Consider the following 16996-nt stretch of genomic DNA (forward strand, 5'->3'; position numbering starts at 1 on the left):
GCGATTGGCCCTCAATGTAATTCGAAGGTATCGGCGTCCAGGTTGGCCGGGAATCGCGCCCGGTACGCCGCCAGTTCCGCGGCACGCAGCACCACGGTGAACACCCCGTCGGCCTCGCCCGCGCTCAACAGGCTCTCGCCCTGGAAATCCAGCACCTGGCTGTCGCCGGAATAGGCAAAGCCCTTGCCATCGGTGCCCACCCGGTTCACCGCCGCCACGAAGCACAGGTTCTCGATCCCCCGCGCCGGCAGCAGCCGGTTCCAATGGGTGCGCCGTGCCGCGGGCCAGTTCGCCGTGTACAGCAGCAGGTCGGTGTCCTGGGCGTCGCGGCTCCACACCGGGAAGCGCAGGTCGTAGCAGATCAGCGGGCGAATGCGCCAGCCCTTGAGCTCGAACTGCACCTGGCGTTCGCCGGGGGTGTAGTGCTTGTGTTCGCCGGCCATGCGGAACAGGTGGCGCTTGTCGTAGTGCAGGATCTCGCCATCGGGCCGCGCCCACAGCAGGCGGTTGCGGTGGCTGCCATCGGCGGCCTGGATGATCACGCTGCCGGTGATCACGGCATTGCGTTTCTTCGCCTGGGCCTTGAGCCATTTGTAGGTCGGGCCGTTCTCCGGCTCCGCCAGGCTTTGCGACTCCATCGAAAAACCAGTGGTGAACATCTCCGGCAGGATCACCAGGTCGACATCGCCGGCCTGGCCGATCAGTTCCTCGAAATGGGCATAGTTGGCTTCGCGGTCGTGCCAGGCCAGGGTGGTCTGCACCAGGGCGATTTTCAGGTTCGGCAGTTCACTCAGATCGCGCATAGTCTTTGCGCCGCGTGTCGCAGCGTCTCCTCACGTTTGGCAAAGCACAGGCGCACCAGGCGTTGCTCGGGGATGGGTTGCTGGTAGAACACCGACACCGGGATGCTGGCCACGCCGTGTTCGCGGGTCAGCCAAAGGGCCATGTCGACGTCGTTCAGGTCGGGGCGGATCTGCGAATAGTCCACCAATTGGAAATAGGTGCCCGGGGTGCGGGTGAAGCTGAACCGCGAGGCCTGCAACAGGTCGCAGAACAGGTCACGCTTGGCCTGGTAGAAGGCCGGCAACTCGTCGATGTGTTCCGGGTGCTCGGCCATGAAGTCGGCCAGGGCGCACTGCAAGGGCGTGACGCCGCAGAAGTTGACGTACTGGTGAACCTTGCGCAGTTCGGCGCTGAGCGCCGGTGGCGCGACCACGTAGCCGGTCTTCCAGCCGGTGACGTGATAGGTCTTGCCGAACGAGCTGATGACGAAGGCCCTGCTGTACAGCTGTTCGTGGGCCAGCACGCTGGCGTGGCGCACGCCGTCGTAGATCAGGTGCTCGTAGACTTCGTCGCTGACCAGGTAGATGTCGCGGTTGGCAATCAGCGCGGCCAGCTGGTCCAGGTCGTCGCGGCTGATCAGCGCGCCGCTGGGGTTGTGCGGCGAGTTGAGTATGACCATGCGCGTGCGCGGGCTGAGGGCGTCGCTGAACTTCTGCCAGTCGATGCTGAAGCTGCCGTCGGCGAGCGGCACGTGCACGCAGCGGCCACCGGCCAGCTCCACCGAGGGTTCGTAGCTGTCGTAGCACGGGTCGAAGACGATCACCTCGTCGCCGGGGTGGATCACCGCCTGGATGGCACAGAAGATCGCTTCGGTGGCGCCGGGGGTAATGGTCACTTCCTGGTCCGCGTCCACCGCCACGCCGTACAGCCGGGCGATCTTGGCCGCCACTTGCTGGCGCAGGGCTGGCAGGCCGGTCATCGGCGAATACTGGTTGTGCCCGGCGGCTACATGGCGGCCAACGGCATCGAGCAGGGCCTGGGGGCCGTTGAAGTCAGGGAAGCCCTGGGACAGGTTGAGCGCACCGGTCTGCATGGCGAGCTGCGACATGGTGGTGAAGATGGTCGTGCCGACGTTCGGCAGTTTGCTGCGGATCATGGAGCCCTCTTTCCTGGGGTTTGTCCGGCACGGGGTGGAGCCCGAGCATAGCGGATCAAGCAGTCAGGAAAAAGGTTGAAACAATAGGGGCATTGCGTTGGATCAACGGACCTCTTCGCGGGTAAACCCGCTCCCACAGGTACAGCGCTGTACCTGTGGGAGCGGGTTTACCCGCGAAAGGCCATCATGAAGCCCGGCGTTGACTAGCGCTTGTCGCGGCGCTTCTTCTCGGCCTTCTTGTGGTGCGACATCAAGCGGCGCTTCTTGTTGACCTGGCGATCGGTGAGGGTGTTCTTGTTGCCCTCGTACGGGTTCTCACCGCCCTTGTACTCGATGCGGATCGGCGTGCCGACCAGCTTGAGCACCCGGCGGTAGGTGTTCTCCAAGTAACGCGAGTAGGACTTGGGCACCTTCTCGGTCTGGTTGCCGTGGATCACGATCAGCGGCGGGTTGGCGCCACCGAGGTGGGCATAGCGCAGCTTGATGCGGCGGCCGTTGACCAGCGGCGGCTGGTGCTCGCTGATGGCGTCCTCGAGGATCTGCGTCAGGCGGCTGGTCGGCCAGCGGGTGACCGCCGACTTGAACGCGGCCTGCACCGACTTGTACAGGTGGCCAACGCCGGTGCCATGCAGGGCGGAGATGAAGTGGATGTCGCAGAAGTCGACGAAGAACAGCCGGCGCTCCAGCTCGGTCTTCACGTAATCGCGCTCGCCCGCTTCCATGCCATCCCACTTGTTCAGCGCGATGACGATGGCCCGGCCGGCTTCGAGGGCGAAGCCCAGCAGGTTGAGGTCGTGGTCGACCACGCCTTCGCGGGCGTCCATGACGAAGACCACCACGTTGGCGTCCTTGATCGCCTGCAGGGTCTTCACCACCGAGAACTTTTCGACTTCCTCGTGGATCTTGCCGCGCTTGCGCACGCCGGCGGTGTCGATGAAGGTGTACTTCTCGCCATCACGCTCGAACGGGATGTAGATACTGTCGCGGGTGGTACCCGGCTGGTCGTACACCACCACGCGCTCTTCGCCGAGCATGCGGTTGACCAGGGTCGACTTGCCCACGTTCGGGCGGCCGATGATGGCGATCTTGATGCCGTCCTTCTCGCTCGGGCCGGGAATGCGCACGGCCTCTTCGCCTTCGGCGACGTTCAGGTCGAGGGCTTCTTCCTCGGCATCACGCGGGATGTGGCCAAGCAGCGATTCCATCAGGGCGTTGATGCCACGGCCCTGGGAGCCGGCCACCGGGATGGCGTTGCCCATGCCCAGCGGCGAGAACTCGGCGCGGGCAATGTCGGGGTCGATGTTGTCGATCTTGTTGGCCACCAGCACGGCCGCCTTGTTCCGCTTGCGCAGGTGGTCGGCGATCATCTGGTCGGCGGCGGTCATGCCGGCGCGGGCATCCACCAGGAACAGGACGTAGTCGGCTTCTTCGATGGCCATCAGCGACTGCTCGGCCATCTTCTCGTCCATCCCCACTTCGTCACCGGTGATACCGCCGGTGTCGATCAGGATGAAGGAACGACCCTGCCAGCTGGCATCGCCGTACTGGCGGTCACGGGTCAAACCCGACAGGTCACCGACGATGGCATCGCGGGTCTTGGTCAGGCGGTTGAACATGGTGGATTTGCCGACGTTCGGGCGGCCCACCAGGGCGATTACGGGAACCATGCGGCTCTCCACTCTTGAATTCTTGAAAATGCAAAGGCCGCTGCAAGGCAGCGGCCGGAGTTCGGGCGGCGTTTCCTACGCCGCTACCTGAGCCCGCGAACGGGCTCAAGCATAGCTTCAGCGGATGGTCAGTGCCTCGAGCTTGCCGCTGTTGCCGAAGACGTAGATGGTGTCGCCGACCACGAGGGGGCGGGCGCGCAGGCCATCGCTGTCGATACGCTCACGGCCGACGAAGCGGCCATCGACCTGGCTCAGTAGGTGCAGGTAACCCTCGAAGTCACCCACCGCCACGTAGCTGGAAAACACTTCCGGCGCCGATAGCTGGCGACGGGCCATGCTGTCGTTGCTCCACAGGGCGCTGGAGGAACGCTCGTCAACACCCTCGACGGTGCCCGAAGCCAGGCTCACGTAGACGTTGCCGAAGCCCTGGGCGACACCCACGTAGCTGGAGGCATCACGCTGCCACAGCACACGGCCGCTTTCCAGGTCCAGGCCGGCGACGCGGCCCTGGTAGGTGCTGACGTACAAGGTGCCACCGGACAGCAGCAGGCCGCCGTCGATGTCCACCACACGATCCAGCTCGGAGCGACCTTGCGGGATGGCCACACGGCTTTCCCACACCGGTACACCGTTGTTGATGTCCACCGCCACCACCTTGCCGGTGGACAGGCCGGCGACGGCCAGGCGGTTGGTGACGATCGGCGCGCCGGTACCACGCAGGGTGAGCACCGCCGGGGTGTTTTCGTAGATCCAGCGACGGTCGCCGGTGGCGGCGTCGAGGCCGATCAGGCGGTCGTCCTGGGTCTGTACCACCACCACGTCGCCGTTGTTGGCGGGCGGTGCCAGGACTTCGCTGGTGACGCGCGAACGCCAACGCTCTTCGCCGGTGCTCGAATCCAGGGCAATCACCTCACCCTTGAGCGTGCCCAGCATGACCAGGCCATAGCCCACACCAACCGCGCCGGAAACCGGCAGCTCGAGGTCCTTCTTCCACACCACGTCGCCGTTGAGGCGGTCGAGGGCGAAGACTTCACCGGTGACGTCGGCAGCGTAGATGCGGTCGTTCTCGATGGCCGGTACCAGGGTGTTGTACGTCTCGCCCTGGCCGTCACCGATCGAACGGCTCCACTGCTTCTTCAGCACCACTTCCTCGGTGAACTTGGTCAGCTCGGCCGGGGGCAGTTCCTTCTTGCTGTTGCTGCTGCAACCCGCTGCCAGTACGGCGAGGGTGAGCACTGCTGCTTGTTTCCAACCCTTCACTTCAGGCGTCCCCTTTGGCCAGGTCATCCAGCTTCAGTTGCAGGCCACCGATCGCGGCGTCGTCGGACAGCGCGGCCTTGGCTTTCTCGTAGGCGCCGTGCGCGTCGTCGGCACGGCCCAGCTGCACCAGCAGGTCGCCCTTGAGCTCCTCGCGGCTGGCCAGGAAGGCTTTGTCGGCATCGCCGTCGAGCAGTTTCAGGGCCTCTTCGGCCTTGTCCTGTGCCGCGAGCACGCGGGCCAGGCGCTGACGGGCGATTTCACCCAGGGTGGCGTCGGCCGGCTTGTCCATCACGGCCTTGAGCTCGGCGGCGGCGTCGTCCAGCTTGCCGCTGTCGACCGCAACCTTGGCCACGAACAGGCTGCCGTACTGGGCGTAGGCGCTACCGCCAAACTCGCTCTTGAGCTTGCCGGACAGCTCGGCGACCTTGCTTGCATCAGGCTGGCCAGACGGCGTCAGCGAGGTTTCCAGCAGGGCCTGGTACAGCGCCGAGGCGCCTTGCGACTGGTTGGCCTGGTACTTGTGCCAGGTCTGCCAGCCCATCACCACCACACCGGCCAGCAGCGCGCCGGTCAGCAGCGGCTTGCCGTTGCGGTTCCACCAGTCCTTGACCCCAGCCAGGTCGTCATCATCGGTACTCGACACCCCAATACTCCTTTTCGCCTATTCGTTGTTGAACCGCGTTACGCCTGGGCGATCGCGGTTTCCAGGTGCTCGGCAAGAGCATCCCAGGCAATGTTCTGTTGTTCACCCTGGCCACGCAGGGGCTTCAGACCGATTTCTTGCTTGGCCAGCTCGTCGTCGCCGAGGATCAGGGCGAACAGCGCGCCACTCTTGTCGGCCTTCTTGAACTGGCTCTTGAAGCTGCCGGCACCAGCGTTGACCGCCAGGCGCAGGCCCGGCAGACGGTCGCGCAGGCTTTCGCTCAGACGCAGGCCGGCCAGCTCCGCCTGCTCGCCGAAGGCGCACAGGTAGACGTCGATGGTGCGGCTGATCGACTCGGGCACCTTGCCCAGGGTCTCCAGCAGCAGGATCAGGCGTTCGATGCCCATGGCGAAACCAACGCCCGGGGTCGGCTTGCCGCCCATCTGCTCGACCAGGCCGTCATAGCGGCCACCGGCGCAGACGGTGCCCTGGGCGCCGAGCTTGTCGGTGACCCACTCGAACACGGTCTTGCTGTAGTAATCGAGGCCACGCACCAGCTTGGTGTTGATCACGAACGGGATACCGGCAGCGTCCAGGCGAGCCTTGAGGCCCTCGAAGTGCACGCGGGATTCTTCGTCCAGGTAGTCTTCCAGCTTCGGCGCGCCGACCAGCACCGCCTGGGTGTTGGCATCCTTGCTGTCGAGGATGCGCAGCGGGTTGCTCTTGAGGCGACGCTGGCTGTCTTCGTCCAGTTGCTCGAGGCGCGCGGACAGGAACTCGACCAGCGCATCGCGGTAGCGCGCACGGGCTTCGCTGGTGCCCAGGCTGTTGAGCTGGAGCTCCACGGCGTCCTGGATGCCCAGCAGGCCCCACAGGCGCCAGGTCAGCATGATCAGCTCGGCATCGACGTCCGGGCCGTCGAGGTTGAACACCTCCACGCCAATCTGGTGGAACTGGCGATAGCGGCCCTTCTGCGGGCGCTCGTGGCGGAACATCTGGCCGATGTACCAGAGCTTCTGCACCTGGCCGTTGCCGGTGATGCCGTGCTCGAGTACCGCACGCACGCAGGCGGCGGTGCCTTCAGGGCGCAGGGTGAGCGAATCGCCGTTGCGGTCGTCGAAGGTGTACATCTCTTTTTCGACGATATCGGTGACTTCACCGATCGAGCGCTTGAACAGCTCGGTGAACTCGACGATCGGCGTGCGGATCTGGCTGTAGCCGTAGCTGTCCAGCAGGCCGGCCACGGTGCCCTCGAAGTAGCGCCACAGCGGCGACTGGTCGGGCAGGATGTCGTTCATGCCACGGATGGCTTGCAGCGATTTGCTCACGAGTAGTCCTTACGAATTCTGTGTATCAGCCACGGGCGATCAGCGCCGCGTCGGCCTCGGCCTTCTCGGCCGCTTTCTGGCGGATGAGTTTTTCCAGCTCATCAACCAGGTTGTCGTTGTTCAGCTTCTGCGATGGCTTGCCATCGATGTAGATCAGGTTCGGCGTGCCGCCGGTGAGGCCGACGTGCGCCTCCTTGGCTTCACCCGGGCCGTTGACCACGCAACCGATCACTGCCACGTCCAGCGGTACCAGCAGGTCTTCCAGGCGCCCTTCCAGCTCGTTCATGGTCTTGACCACATCGAAGTTCTGCCGCGAGCAGCTCGGGCAGGCGATGAAGTTGATGCCACGGGAACGCAGATGCAGCGACTTGAGGATGTCGTAGCCGACCTTCACTTCTTCGACCGGGTCAGCGGCCAGCGAAATGCGGATGGTGTCGCCGATACCTTCGGCCAGCAGCATACCGAGGCCGACGGCGGATTTCACTGTCCCCGAGCGCAGGCCACCGGCTTCGGTGATGCCTAAGTGCAGCGGCTGGATGATCTGCTTGGCCAGCAGGCGGTAGGCTTCGACGGCCATGAACACGTCGGAGGCCTTGACGCTGACCTTGAAGTCCTGGAAATCCAGGCGGTCGAGGTGCTCGACATGGCGCAGCGCCGACTCGACCAATGCGGCCGGGGTCGGTTCACCGTACTTCTTCTGCAGGTCTTTCTCGAGGGAACCGGCGTTGACGCCGATGCGGATCGGGATGCCGCGGTCACGGGCGGCATCGACCACCGCACGCACGCGGTCTTCGCGGCCGATGTTGCCCGGGTTGATGCGCAGGCAGTCGACGCCCAGTTCGGCCACGCGCAGGGCGATCTTGTAGTCGAAGTGGATGTCGGCGACCAGCGGCACGCTGACCAGTTTCTTGATCTTGCCGAACGCCTCGGCGGCGTCCATGTCCGGTACCGAGACACGCACGATATCGACGCCGGCATCGACCAGGCGCTGGATCTGCCCCACGGTGGCGGCGACGTCATTGGTGTCGGTGTTGGTCATGCTCTGCACCGCGATGGGCGCATCGCCGCCCACCGGCACATTGCCGACCCAGATTTTGCGGGATTCGCGACGTTTGATCGGAGATTCGCCGTGCATGACTTACTGTCCCAACTTCAGGCGAGCGGTTTCGCCACTGGTGAACGGGGCGACATCGACCGCCTGGCCGTTGTAGCTCACCTGGGCGCCGCGGGCGAACCCGAGGCGTACCGCGAACGGTGGCTTGCCGGTCAGTTCCAGGCTGTCGCCCTTGCGCTTGATGGCGCTGAACAGCACCTTGCCGTTGCCGTCGGAGACCTGGGTCCAGCAATCGGCGGTGAACTGGATGTGTACGCTGCCGCTGCCGGCCGCTACTGGCGCCGGAGCCGCTGCCGCCGGGGCCACAGGGGCCGGAGCGACGGCCACGGGGCTGGCTGGCGCAGGCTGGGTGACCGGGGCGACGGTTGCAGCCGCAGCCGGCGCAGGAGCCGTGCTTGGCGCTGGCGCCGGCACGCTGTTGGCCGGAGCCACGGCCACTGCCGGTGCCGGGGTTTCAACGGCTGCTGCCGGAGCTTGTTCGCTGGCCACAGGTTCCAATGGCAGCGCTTCGCTGGCAGGTTGCTGGGCTTCGCTGACAGCCTGGTCTTCCGGCTCGTCCAGCGGGTGAATCTGGGTGGTGCCGTCGGCGCTCTCGACCTCGACGTGCTCCAGGGCAATCTTGGCCAGGTCCTTGCCGCGCAGGCTGCCCTGGTCCTGCCACCAGAAGAAGCCACCGCCCACCACGGCCACCAGCAACAGCAGGCTGACCACGCGCATGATGTTGTGCGACAGGCGGACCGGCTCTTCGATGCGACCGAGTGCGTGCACGTCGCTGCCTTGGGCGTGGGTACCGGTGATGTTGTCGAACGCCTGCACCAGCGGAGCCTGGTCCATGCCCATCAGTTTGGCGTAGGCACGGATGTAACCGCGGGCGAAGGTGTGCCCGGGCAGCTTGTCGAAGGCGCCGGATTCCAGGTTGTTCAGCGAAGATACCGTGAGGTTGAGCTTTTGCGCGACTTCGGCCTGGCTCCATTCCCGCTGTTCACGGGCCTGGCGCAAGACGTCACCGGGGTTCTGGCGAGTCGCTGCTACTTCTGATTGCGCGGCTTTCATCGTTGCTCCGACAGGTATTGCTGATATTCCGGCGTACCGGGATAAAGTCGTTGTAATTGCTGGCCCAGCCGGGCCTCATCACCCTGTTGATCAAGGGCGCGGGCCAAGCGGCTGCCCAGCAACAGGCTGCGGGCGTCCTGTTCGCTCAGCTGGCTGAAACGATCGTAGTAGTCCCGGGCCGGCACATAATGCCTGTTTTCGTAGGACAACTCAGCCATTTCAAGCAACGCCTTCGGTTGCCGCTGATCGAGGCGCAGTGCCTTTTCCAGGTATTCGCGGGCCTGCTCGCCCTGCCCCAGCTTGCGCGCGGTCAGGCCGAGGTTCTCGTACACCCGCGAACGCTCAGGGTACAAGGTATCGGCGGCCGCCTGGCGAAACATCGCTTCAGCGTCGGCAAAACGGCCCTGAGCATATAGGAAACTGCCGTAGTTGTTGCGGATTCGCGTGTCATCCGGGCGTGCAGCCAGCGCTTTACGGAAGTGCTGGCTTGCCAGTTGCGGCTCAGCCTCGGCCTGGAACACCAGCGCCAGTGCCGCATGGGCGTCGGCATCGGTACTGTCCAATGCCAGTGCCTTGGCCAATGGTGCCTTGGCCTGCCCGGTCAAACCTTGTTGCAAATACCCCAGCCCCAGTTGCACATAAGCCCGCACAGCCTCGTCACGCCCCTGGCGGCTGGCCAGCGGGTCGCCCCCACCGCTGGAAACGCAGCCAGCCAGCAGCGCAAGCGTGAGGATCGACAGCGCAGCGCGCAGGGTCATGGGGCGGGTGCTCGTCAGGGGCGCGCGGCGCTGTCTTGCGGCTCGTCGGCAGCCAGCTGGCGCACGGCGATGTAACGCTCGCTGCGGCGGGTGCGGTCATTGACCTGGCCGACCAGCTGCCCGCAAGCGGCATCGATGTCGTCACCGCGGGTGGTGCGGGTGGTGACGTTGAAACCACCGTGGTGCAACAGGTCCTGGAAGCGACGAATGGCATTGTTGCTCGGCCGCTCGTAGCCCGAGTGCGGGAACGGGTTGAATGGGATCAGGTTGATCTTGCACGGCACGTCGCGCAGCAGTTCGATCATCTGGGCCGCGTGCTCGGGCTGGTCGTTGACGTCCTTGAGCAGGGTGTATTCGATCGTCAGCACGCGCTTGCCGCCGAGCGTGGACATGTAGCCCATGCACGACTCCAGCAGCATCTTCAGCGGGTACTTCTTGTTGATCGGTACCAGCTGGTTGCGCAGCTCGTCATTCGGTGCGTGCAGCGACAGGGCCAGGGACACGTCGATGTGCTTGGCCAGTTCGTCGATCATCGGCACCACGCCCGAGGTGGACAGGGTGACGCGACGCTTGGAAATGCCATAGCCCAGATCTTCCATCATGATCTTCATGGCGGCGATGACATTGTCGAAATTCAGAAGGGGTTCGCCCATGCCCATCATGACCACGTTGGTAATCGCGCGGTCGATCTTGGCAGGAACGGTCCCGAAGGATTTGTTCGCAAGCCACACCTGGCCGATCACTTCGGCGGCGGTGAGGTTGCTGTTGAAGCCTTGCTTGCCGGTGGAGCAGAAGCTGCAGTCCAGGGCACAGCCGGCTTGCGACGACACGCAGAGCGTACCGCGATCGTCGGTGGGGATGTAGACGGTCTCGACGCAGCTGCCAGAGGCAACGCGGACCACCCACTTGCGGGTGCCGTCGGCGGAAATGTCTTCACTGACCACTTCCGGGCCCCGAATCTCGGCAACGGCCTCGAGCTTTTCGCGCAAGACCTTGCCGACATTGGTCATGGCGGCGAAATCATCGACGCCAAAATGGTGAATCCATTTCATCACCTGACCGGCGCGGAAGCGCTTCTCCCCGATTGAGTCGAAGAACTGTTCCATTTCCGCCAGGGTCAGCCCCAGCAGGTTGATCTTGCCAGTAGATGTCGTCATGGATTCACCCTCACCCGTAAGCTTTCGCTTAGCGAGTGGTTACCTCGGTAGCAGCGAAGAAGTAAGCGATTTCGCGAGCAGCAGCAGCTTCGGAGTCCGAGCCGTGAACGGCGTTGGCGTCGATCGACTCGGCGAAGTCGGCGCGGATGGTGCCTGGAGCAGCTTCTTTAGGGTTGGTGGCGCCCATCAGCTCACGGTTCAGAGCGATGGCGTTTTCGCCTTCCAGAACCTGGACAACAACTGGGCCGGAAGTCATGAAGGCAACCAGGTCACCGAAGAAGCCACGAGCGCTGTGCTCGGCGTAGAAGCCTTCGGCTTCGGCTTTGGACAGTTGCTTGATTTTCGAGGCAACGATTTTCAGGCCGGCTTCTTCGAAGCGAGTGGTGATCTTGCCGATGACGTTTTTGGCGACGGCGTCAGGCTTGATGATCGAGAAAGTACGTTGAACAGCCATGGAGAACTCCAGAAATATGAGTGTTGCGAAAAATTAAACCCGCGAATTATACGCGGGTTCCAGGGGATTGCCTAACCTGCAGCGTGCGCTTAGTCGGCTTCGTCGATCCAGGCCGCCTGGATGGCCTCGAGCACTTTCTCACCGCCGCGTGACGGATCGTCGCTGAACTCTGGCAGTGCCAGCACCCAGCGGTGCAGATCGACGAAATTCACGTAACGAGGATCGACGTCGGGCTTGCTTTCTGCAAGCTGGATGGCGATCTCAAGTACATCAATCCATTTCAGGCTCATGGGGACAAACCTCAGTGCGGCGCTTCGGCGGCGTGGTTGAGCGAGTATTTGGGGATTTCGATGGTGAGGTCTTCATCGGCCACCACCACCTGGCAACCCAGGCGCGATTGCGCTTCCAGGCCCCACGCCTTGTCCAGCATGTCTTCTTCGAGCTCGTCGGCCTCTTCGAGAGAGTCGAAACCCTTGCGCACGATGCAGTGGCAAGTGGTGCAGGCCTTGACGCCGCCGCAGGCGCTTTCCATCTCGATGTGATGATCGTGGGCCAGCTCCAGGATGTTGGTCCCGGCAGGCACTTCCACGGTCAGCCCCTCGGGGCAGAATTTTTCATGCGGCAGGAATGTCACCAGCGGCATCGATTACTCCTCGATCTCATTCAGGTTGCGCCCGGCCAGTGCGGCTTTGACCGTCGAATCAAGGCGACGGGCGGCAAATGCATCGGTCACCTGCGACAGACGCTTGGTCTGTTGCTCGATGGCGGCGCCATCGGTGCCGCTCAGCAAATCACGTAGTTCCTGCATCTGGAATTGGATGGCGTCGCGCTCGTCGCTGCTGAGCAGGCGCTCGCCATCGGCGTCCAGGGCGCCCTGTACCGCTTCGAGCAGACGCTCACCATCGACCTGGTGCTCGCGCAGCTGGCGCGCCTGCTTGTCGGAGCCTGCGTGCTCGAACGAGTCCTTGAGCATGCGGGCGATTTCGCCATCGGTCAGGCCGTAGGATGGCTTGACCTGGATGCTCGACTCCACGCCCGAACCCAGCTCTCGCGCGGCGACGCTGAGCAGGCCATCGGCGTCGACCTGGAAGGTGACGCGGATCTTCGCGGCGCCGGCAACCATGGCCGGGATGCCGCGCAGCTCGAAGCGCGCCAGCGAGCGGCAGTCGCTGATCAGCTCGCGCTCGCCCTGCAGCACGTGGATCATCATGGCCGACTGGCCGTCTTTATAGGTGGTGAATTCCTGGGCGCGGGCCACCGGAATGGTGGTATTGCGCGGAATCACCTTTTCCATCAGCCCGCCCATGGTCTCAAGGCCGAGCGACAACGGGATTACGTCGAGCAGTAGCAGCTCGCCGCCTTCGCGACGGTTGCCGGCCAGGGTGTCGGCCTGGATGGCGGCGCCAATGGCGACCACCTGGTCCGGGTCGATGGAGGTCAGCGGGGTACGGCCAAACAACGTACCCACGGCGTCGCGCACACGCGGCACACGGGTAGAGCCGCCGACCATCACCACCGCACCCACTTCCTCCAGCTCGATACCGCTGTCGCGCACGGCGCGGCGGCAGGCCTTGAGGCTGCGGGCAATCATCGGCTCGATCATGGCGTCGAAGGCGGCGCGGGTCAGCTCGCCCTGCCAGGCAGCGTGCTGCACGCTGACCACGTCGGCATCGGTCAAGGCTTCCTTGGCCGCGCAGGCGGTTTGCAGCAACAGGCGCTGGGTGGCGGGGTCGAGATCGGCGGACAGGCCGGCCTGCTCGATGATCCAGCCGGCAATGGCGTGGTCGAAGTCATCGCCACCCAGGGCGGTGTCGCCGCCGGTGGCCAGCACTTCAAAGACGCCAGCAGTCAGGCGCAGGATGGAAATATCGAAGGTACCGCCGCCCAGGTCGAAGATCGCCACGACGCCTTCGGCGTTCTGATCCAGGCCATAGGCCACGGCAGCAGCGGTCGGCTCATTGAGCAGGCGCAGCACGTTGAGGCCAGCCAGCTTGGCGGCATCCTTGGTGGCCTGACGCTGGGCGTCGTCGAAATACGCAGGAACAGTGATCACCGCGCCTACCAGCTCACCGCCGAGCGTCTCTTCGGCACGCGCACGCAGCACCTTGAGGATGTCGGCCGACACTTCCACCGGGCTCTTCGGCCCCTGGACGGTGTCGATGAACGGCATGTGCGACTCACCACCGACAAAACGGTACGGCAGTTGCTCGCCGAGCTGCTTGACGTCGGCCAGGCCGCGCCCCATCAGGCGCTTGACCGAGACGATGGTGTTGAGCGGGTCGCTGGGCGCAGCCTCGCGCGCGCTCAGACCAACGTCGACGCCGTTATCCAGGTAGCGCACCGCGGAGGGCAGGATGACCCGGCCCAGGGCATCGGGCAGCGGCTCGCTGCGCCCACTGCGCACGGCGGCGACGAGAGAATTGGTGGTGCCCAGGTCGATGCCCACCGCCAGGCGGCGCTGGTGCGGCTGGGGGCTCTGACCGGGTTCGGCGATCTGCAGTAGGGCCATGCTTATCTGAGTACCTTAGGCGTCATCACGGGTAACGCCGGGGTTAATCGTCGAGGCGCTCTTCGAGTTGGCGCACTTCTTGGGCGAGCTTGTCGAGGAACTGCATGCGGCGCATCAGGCGTTCGGCCTGGTCACGCTCGGCTGCAACATTCCAGCAGGCGGCGAAATCTTCGTTCAGCGTGTCCTGGGCGGCCTTGAGCCGCTTCTTGAACACGGCCACGCCGTCGAGGTCGGCTTCGTCCTGCAGCTCTTCGAGCTCTTCGCGCCACTGCATCTGCTGCAACAGGAAGGCCGGGTCGTGCACGGTGACTTCCTGGGGCACCTCATGGCCACCGATGGCCAGCAGGTAACGGGCACGGCGCGGTGCGCTGCGCAAGGTCTGGTAGGCGTCGTTCAGGGCCGCCGACTTTTCCAGGGCAACGCGCTGTTCGCGCTCGGAGGCATCGGCGAAGCGGTCCGGATGGACCTCGCGGGCCAGTTCGCGGTAGCGAGTGGCCAGCTTGTCGAGGTCCAGGCGAAAGCTCGGTTGCAGGTCAAACAGTGCGTAATGACAAGGAGTACCCACGGTCAGCCTCAAACGTTGAAGCTTTCGCCGCAGCCACATTCACCGCGCACGTTGGGGTTGTTGAACTTGAAGCCTTCGTTCAACCCTTCCTTGACGAAGTCCAGCTCGGTGCCGTCGAGGTACACCAGGCTTTTCGGGTCGATGATGACCTTCACGCCGTGGTTTTCAAACACCTGGTCTTCTTCGGCCAGTTCGTCAACGAACTCCAGCACGTAGGCCAGGCCCGAGCAACCGGTGGTGCGCACGCCCAGGCGAATGCCTTCACCTTTGCCGCGCCCGTCGAGGGAGCGGCGAATGTGGTTGGCGGCGGCTTCTGTCATGCTGATGGCCATCGGAACTCCTTAGCTTGCAACAGGCGACTTAGACCAGGCCTTTCTTCTGCTTGTAATCGCGAACGGCTGCCTTGATGGCATCTTCGGCGAGCACGGAGCAGTGGATCTTGACCGGCGGCAGTGCCAGCTCTTCAGCCAGCTGGGTGTTCTTGATGGTTTCGGCTTCGTCCAGGGTCTTGCCCTTCATCCACTCGGTGGCGAGGGAGCTGGAGGCGATGGCCGAACCGCAGCCGTAGGTCTTGAACTTGGCGTCTTCGATGATGCCTTGCTCGTTGACCTTGATCTGCAGACGCATCACGTCACCGCACGCTGGGGCGCCGACCATGCCGGTACCGACATCCGGATCCTCGGCGTTCATCTTGCCGACGTTGCGTGGGTTTTCGTAGTGGTCGATGACCTTTTCACTGTATGCCATGGTGCAATTCCTTCCTCATCAGGGAGCCACTCTTTCCGGCGACTGCTTAGTGGGCGGCCCACTCGATCTTGGAGATGTCGACGCCGTCTTTGTACATGTCCCAAAGGGGCGACAGCTCACGCAGTTTGTTGACGGCCTCGCAGACTTTCTGCGCGGCGTAGTCGACTTCTTCTTCGCTGGTGAAGCGGCCGAAAGAGAAGCGGATCGAGCTGTGCGCCAGTTCGTCGTTGCGGCCCAGGGCGCGCAGGACGTAGGACGGCTCGAGCGAAGCGGAGGTGCAGGCCGAACCGGACGAAACGGCGATGTCCTTGAGCGACATCAGCAGCGACTCGCCTTCGACGTAGTTGAAGCTCAGGTTCAGGTTGTGCGGTACGCGGGCGGTCTGGCTGCCGTTGACGTACAGCTCTTCGAGGTCGGAGACCTGCTTGAAGAAGCGGTCGCTCAGGGCCTTGATGCGCGCGTTCTCGCTGGCCATTTCCTGCTTGGCAATGGCGAAGGCTTCGCCCATGCCGACGATCTGGTGGGTCGGCAGGGTGCCCGAACGCATGCCACGTTCATGGCCACCACCGTGGATGATGGCTTCCAGGCGTACACGCGGCTTGCGGCTGACGTACAGCGCGCCGATGCCTTTGGGGCCGTAGACCTTGTGCGCCGAGAACGACATCAGGTCGACTTTCAGCTTTTGCACGTCGATCTCGACCTTGCCGGCCGACTGCGCGGCATCGACATGGAACAGCACACCGCGCGAACGGGTCAGCTCACCGATGGCGGCGATGTCGTTGATCGAGCCGACTTCGTTGTTCACGTGCATCAGCGAAACCAGGATGGTGTCGTCACGCAGGGCAGCCTCGACCATGGCCGGGGTGACGATGCCGTCTTCGCCTGGCTCGAGGTAGGTGACTTCGAAACCTTCACGCTCGAGCTGGCGAGCGGTGTCCAGGACCGCCTTGTGCTCGATCTTGGAGGTGATGATGTGCTTGCCCTTGGTCTGATAGAAGTGCGCCACGCCTTTGAGGGCGAGGTTGTCGGACTCGGTGGCACCGCTGGTCCAGACGATCTCGCGCGGGTCGGCGTTGATCAGCTCGGCCACCTGGCGACGGCCATTCTCGACCGCTTCTTCGGCTTTCCAGCCGAACACGTGGGAACGCGAGGCCGGGTTACCGAAGTTCCCGTCGACCAGCAGGCATTCGGCCATTTTCTGGGCCACACGTGGATCGACCGGCGTGGTCGCGGAGTAATCGAGGTAGATCGGCAACTTCATTGAGTATCTCCTATCAGGCGTTGGCGTCGCTCGGCGCTGAATTTCAGTCGACGGCGGACGTCTCAATCTTGTCCAGCATGGCGGTACGGCCTGCAACACGGCGCAGGTCCTGGCGCTGGGCGACTTCTTGCACCTCACGGCGCTTGACGAGGTCGGCCAGGCTGATGCCACTGAGGAATTCATGGATCTGCTGGCTCAGGTCGCACCACAGGTGGTGAGTCAGGCAGGTATCACCGGCATGGCAGTCGCCCAGGCCCTGGCAGCGAGTGGCATCGACCGATTCATTGACCGCGTCGATGACCTGGGCCACCTGGATGGTTTCCATGCCGCGCGACAGCTGGTAGCCGCCGCCCGGGCCGCGAACGCTGGATACCAGGCTGCTGCGGCGCAGCTTGGCGAACAGCTGCTCCAGATAAGAAAGGGAAATGCCCTGGCGCTCGGAAATATCGGCCAGTGACACCGGCCCATGCTGCGCGTGCAACGCCAGGTCAAGCATGGCGGTCACGGCGTATCGGCCTTTGGTAGTCAGTCGCATGGCGTA

The 16996-nt window shown here is 64.0% G+C and carries 19 protein-coding genes; all 19 read right to left on the bottom strand.

The genetic code is table 11. The features are described 5' to 3' along the window. Window positions 1-11: 11 nt before the first annotated feature. On the bottom strand, window positions 12-803 hold the full coding sequence (locus DM373_RS10415) for an amidohydrolase (protein WP_110993490.1): 792 nt from the start codon (window positions 801-803) through the stop codon (window positions 12-14). Then, complete coding sequence (locus tag DM373_RS10420) at window positions 791-1939, bottom strand: pyridoxal phosphate-dependent aminotransferase (RefSeq protein WP_110993491.1); 1149 nt, start codon at window positions 1937-1939, stop codon at window positions 791-793. The genes DM373_RS10415 and DM373_RS10420 overlap by 13 nt, the downstream gene beginning before the upstream one ends. 203 nt (window positions 1940-2142) lie before the next feature. After that, the gene (gene der, locus DM373_RS10425; RefSeq protein ID WP_110993492.1) at window positions 2143-3606 is read right to left on the bottom strand and encodes a ribosome biogenesis GTPase Der; all 1464 of its coding nucleotides are present in this window, start codon (window positions 3604-3606) and stop codon (window positions 2143-2145) included. 117 nt (window positions 3607-3723) lie between these two features. After that, the gene (bamB, locus tag DM373_RS10430) at window positions 3724-4893 is read right to left on the bottom strand and encodes an outer membrane protein assembly factor BamB (RefSeq protein ID WP_110993493.1); all 1170 of its coding nucleotides are present in this window, start codon (window positions 4891-4893) and stop codon (window positions 3724-3726) included. After that, window positions 4868-5509, bottom strand: a complete 642-nt coding sequence (locus DM373_RS10435) for a tetratricopeptide repeat protein (protein WP_110993494.1) — start codon at window positions 5507-5509, stop codon at window positions 4868-4870. Before DM373_RS10435 ends, bamB begins: the two co-directional genes overlap by 26 nt. 38 nt (window positions 5510-5547) lie before the next feature. Further along, window positions 5548-6837 (bottom strand): histidine--tRNA ligase, encoded by a 1290-nt coding sequence (gene hisS / locus DM373_RS10440; RefSeq protein ID WP_110993495.1) that lies wholly within the window; start codon window positions 6835-6837, stop codon window positions 5548-5550. A 25-nt stretch (window positions 6838-6862) separates the two neighbouring features. Further along, window positions 6863-7972, bottom strand: a complete 1110-nt coding sequence (ispG, locus tag DM373_RS10445) for a flavodoxin-dependent (E)-4-hydroxy-3-methylbut-2-enyl-diphosphate synthase (protein WP_110993496.1) — start codon at window positions 7970-7972, stop codon at window positions 6863-6865. Window positions 7973-7975: 3 nt separating this feature from the next. Then, the gene (locus tag DM373_RS10450; protein WP_110993497.1) at window positions 7976-9004 is read right to left on the bottom strand and encodes a RodZ domain-containing protein; all 1029 of its coding nucleotides are present in this window, start codon (window positions 9002-9004) and stop codon (window positions 7976-7978) included. Next, entirely contained in the window at window positions 9001-9762 is a 762-nt protein-coding gene (pilW, locus tag DM373_RS10455; protein ID WP_110993498.1) for a type IV pilus biogenesis/stability protein PilW, read from the bottom strand. The genes DM373_RS10450 and pilW overlap by 4 nt, the downstream gene beginning before the upstream one ends. 14 nt (window positions 9763-9776) lie before the next feature. Next, on the bottom strand, window positions 9777-10919 hold the full coding sequence (gene rlmN / locus DM373_RS10460) for a dual-specificity RNA methyltransferase RlmN (protein ID WP_110993499.1): 1143 nt from the start codon (window positions 10917-10919) through the stop codon (window positions 9777-9779). Between the two features lie 28 nt (window positions 10920-10947). After that, window positions 10948-11373 (bottom strand): nucleoside-diphosphate kinase, encoded by a 426-nt coding sequence (gene ndk / locus DM373_RS10465; protein ID WP_011532343.1) that lies wholly within the window; start codon window positions 11371-11373, stop codon window positions 10948-10950. 89 nt (window positions 11374-11462) lie between these two features. Beyond that, a complete protein-coding gene (iscX, locus tag DM373_RS10470) occupies window positions 11463-11663 on the bottom strand; it encodes a Fe-S cluster assembly protein IscX (protein ID WP_110699949.1) in 201 nt (66 codons plus the stop codon). Between the two features lie 11 nt (window positions 11664-11674). After that, the gene (fdx, locus tag DM373_RS10475; RefSeq protein ID WP_110735783.1) at window positions 11675-12016 is read right to left on the bottom strand and encodes an ISC system 2Fe-2S type ferredoxin; all 342 of its coding nucleotides are present in this window, start codon (window positions 12014-12016) and stop codon (window positions 11675-11677) included. Window positions 12017-12019: 3 nt separating this feature from the next. Further along, complete coding sequence (hscA, locus tag DM373_RS10480; RefSeq protein ID WP_110993500.1) at window positions 12020-13882, bottom strand: Fe-S protein assembly chaperone HscA; 1863 nt, start codon at window positions 13880-13882, stop codon at window positions 12020-12022. 43 nt (window positions 13883-13925) lie between these two features. Further along, window positions 13926-14447 carry a co-chaperone HscB gene (hscB, locus tag DM373_RS10485; protein WP_110993501.1) on the bottom strand — a complete coding sequence of 174 codons (522 nt, stop codon included), beginning with the start codon at window positions 14445-14447 and terminating at the stop codon, window positions 13926-13928. 8 nt (window positions 14448-14455) lie between these two features. After that, a complete protein-coding gene (gene iscA, locus DM373_RS10490; RefSeq protein ID WP_011532338.1) occupies window positions 14456-14779 on the bottom strand; it encodes an iron-sulfur cluster assembly protein IscA in 324 nt (107 codons plus the stop codon). A gap of 28 nt (window positions 14780-14807) precedes the next feature. Next, window positions 14808-15194, bottom strand: a complete 387-nt coding sequence (gene iscU, locus DM373_RS10495; RefSeq protein ID WP_010452756.1) for a Fe-S cluster assembly scaffold IscU — start codon at window positions 15192-15194, stop codon at window positions 14808-14810. A 46-nt stretch (window positions 15195-15240) separates the two neighbouring features. Further along, a complete protein-coding gene (locus DM373_RS10500; RefSeq protein ID WP_110993502.1) occupies window positions 15241-16455 on the bottom strand; it encodes an IscS subfamily cysteine desulfurase in 1215 nt (404 codons plus the stop codon). Between the two features lie 43 nt (window positions 16456-16498). Continuing rightward, the gene (gene iscR, locus DM373_RS10505; RefSeq protein ID WP_110993503.1) at window positions 16499-16990 is read right to left on the bottom strand and encodes a Fe-S cluster assembly transcriptional regulator IscR; all 492 of its coding nucleotides are present in this window, start codon (window positions 16988-16990) and stop codon (window positions 16499-16501) included. Window positions 16991-16996 lie beyond the last annotated feature (6 nt).

Origin of the sequence: Pseudomonas sichuanensis (assembly GCF_003231305.1) — a bacterium.
Lineage (GTDB): Bacteria > Pseudomonadota > Gammaproteobacteria > Pseudomonadales > Pseudomonadaceae > Aquipseudomonas > Aquipseudomonas sichuanensis.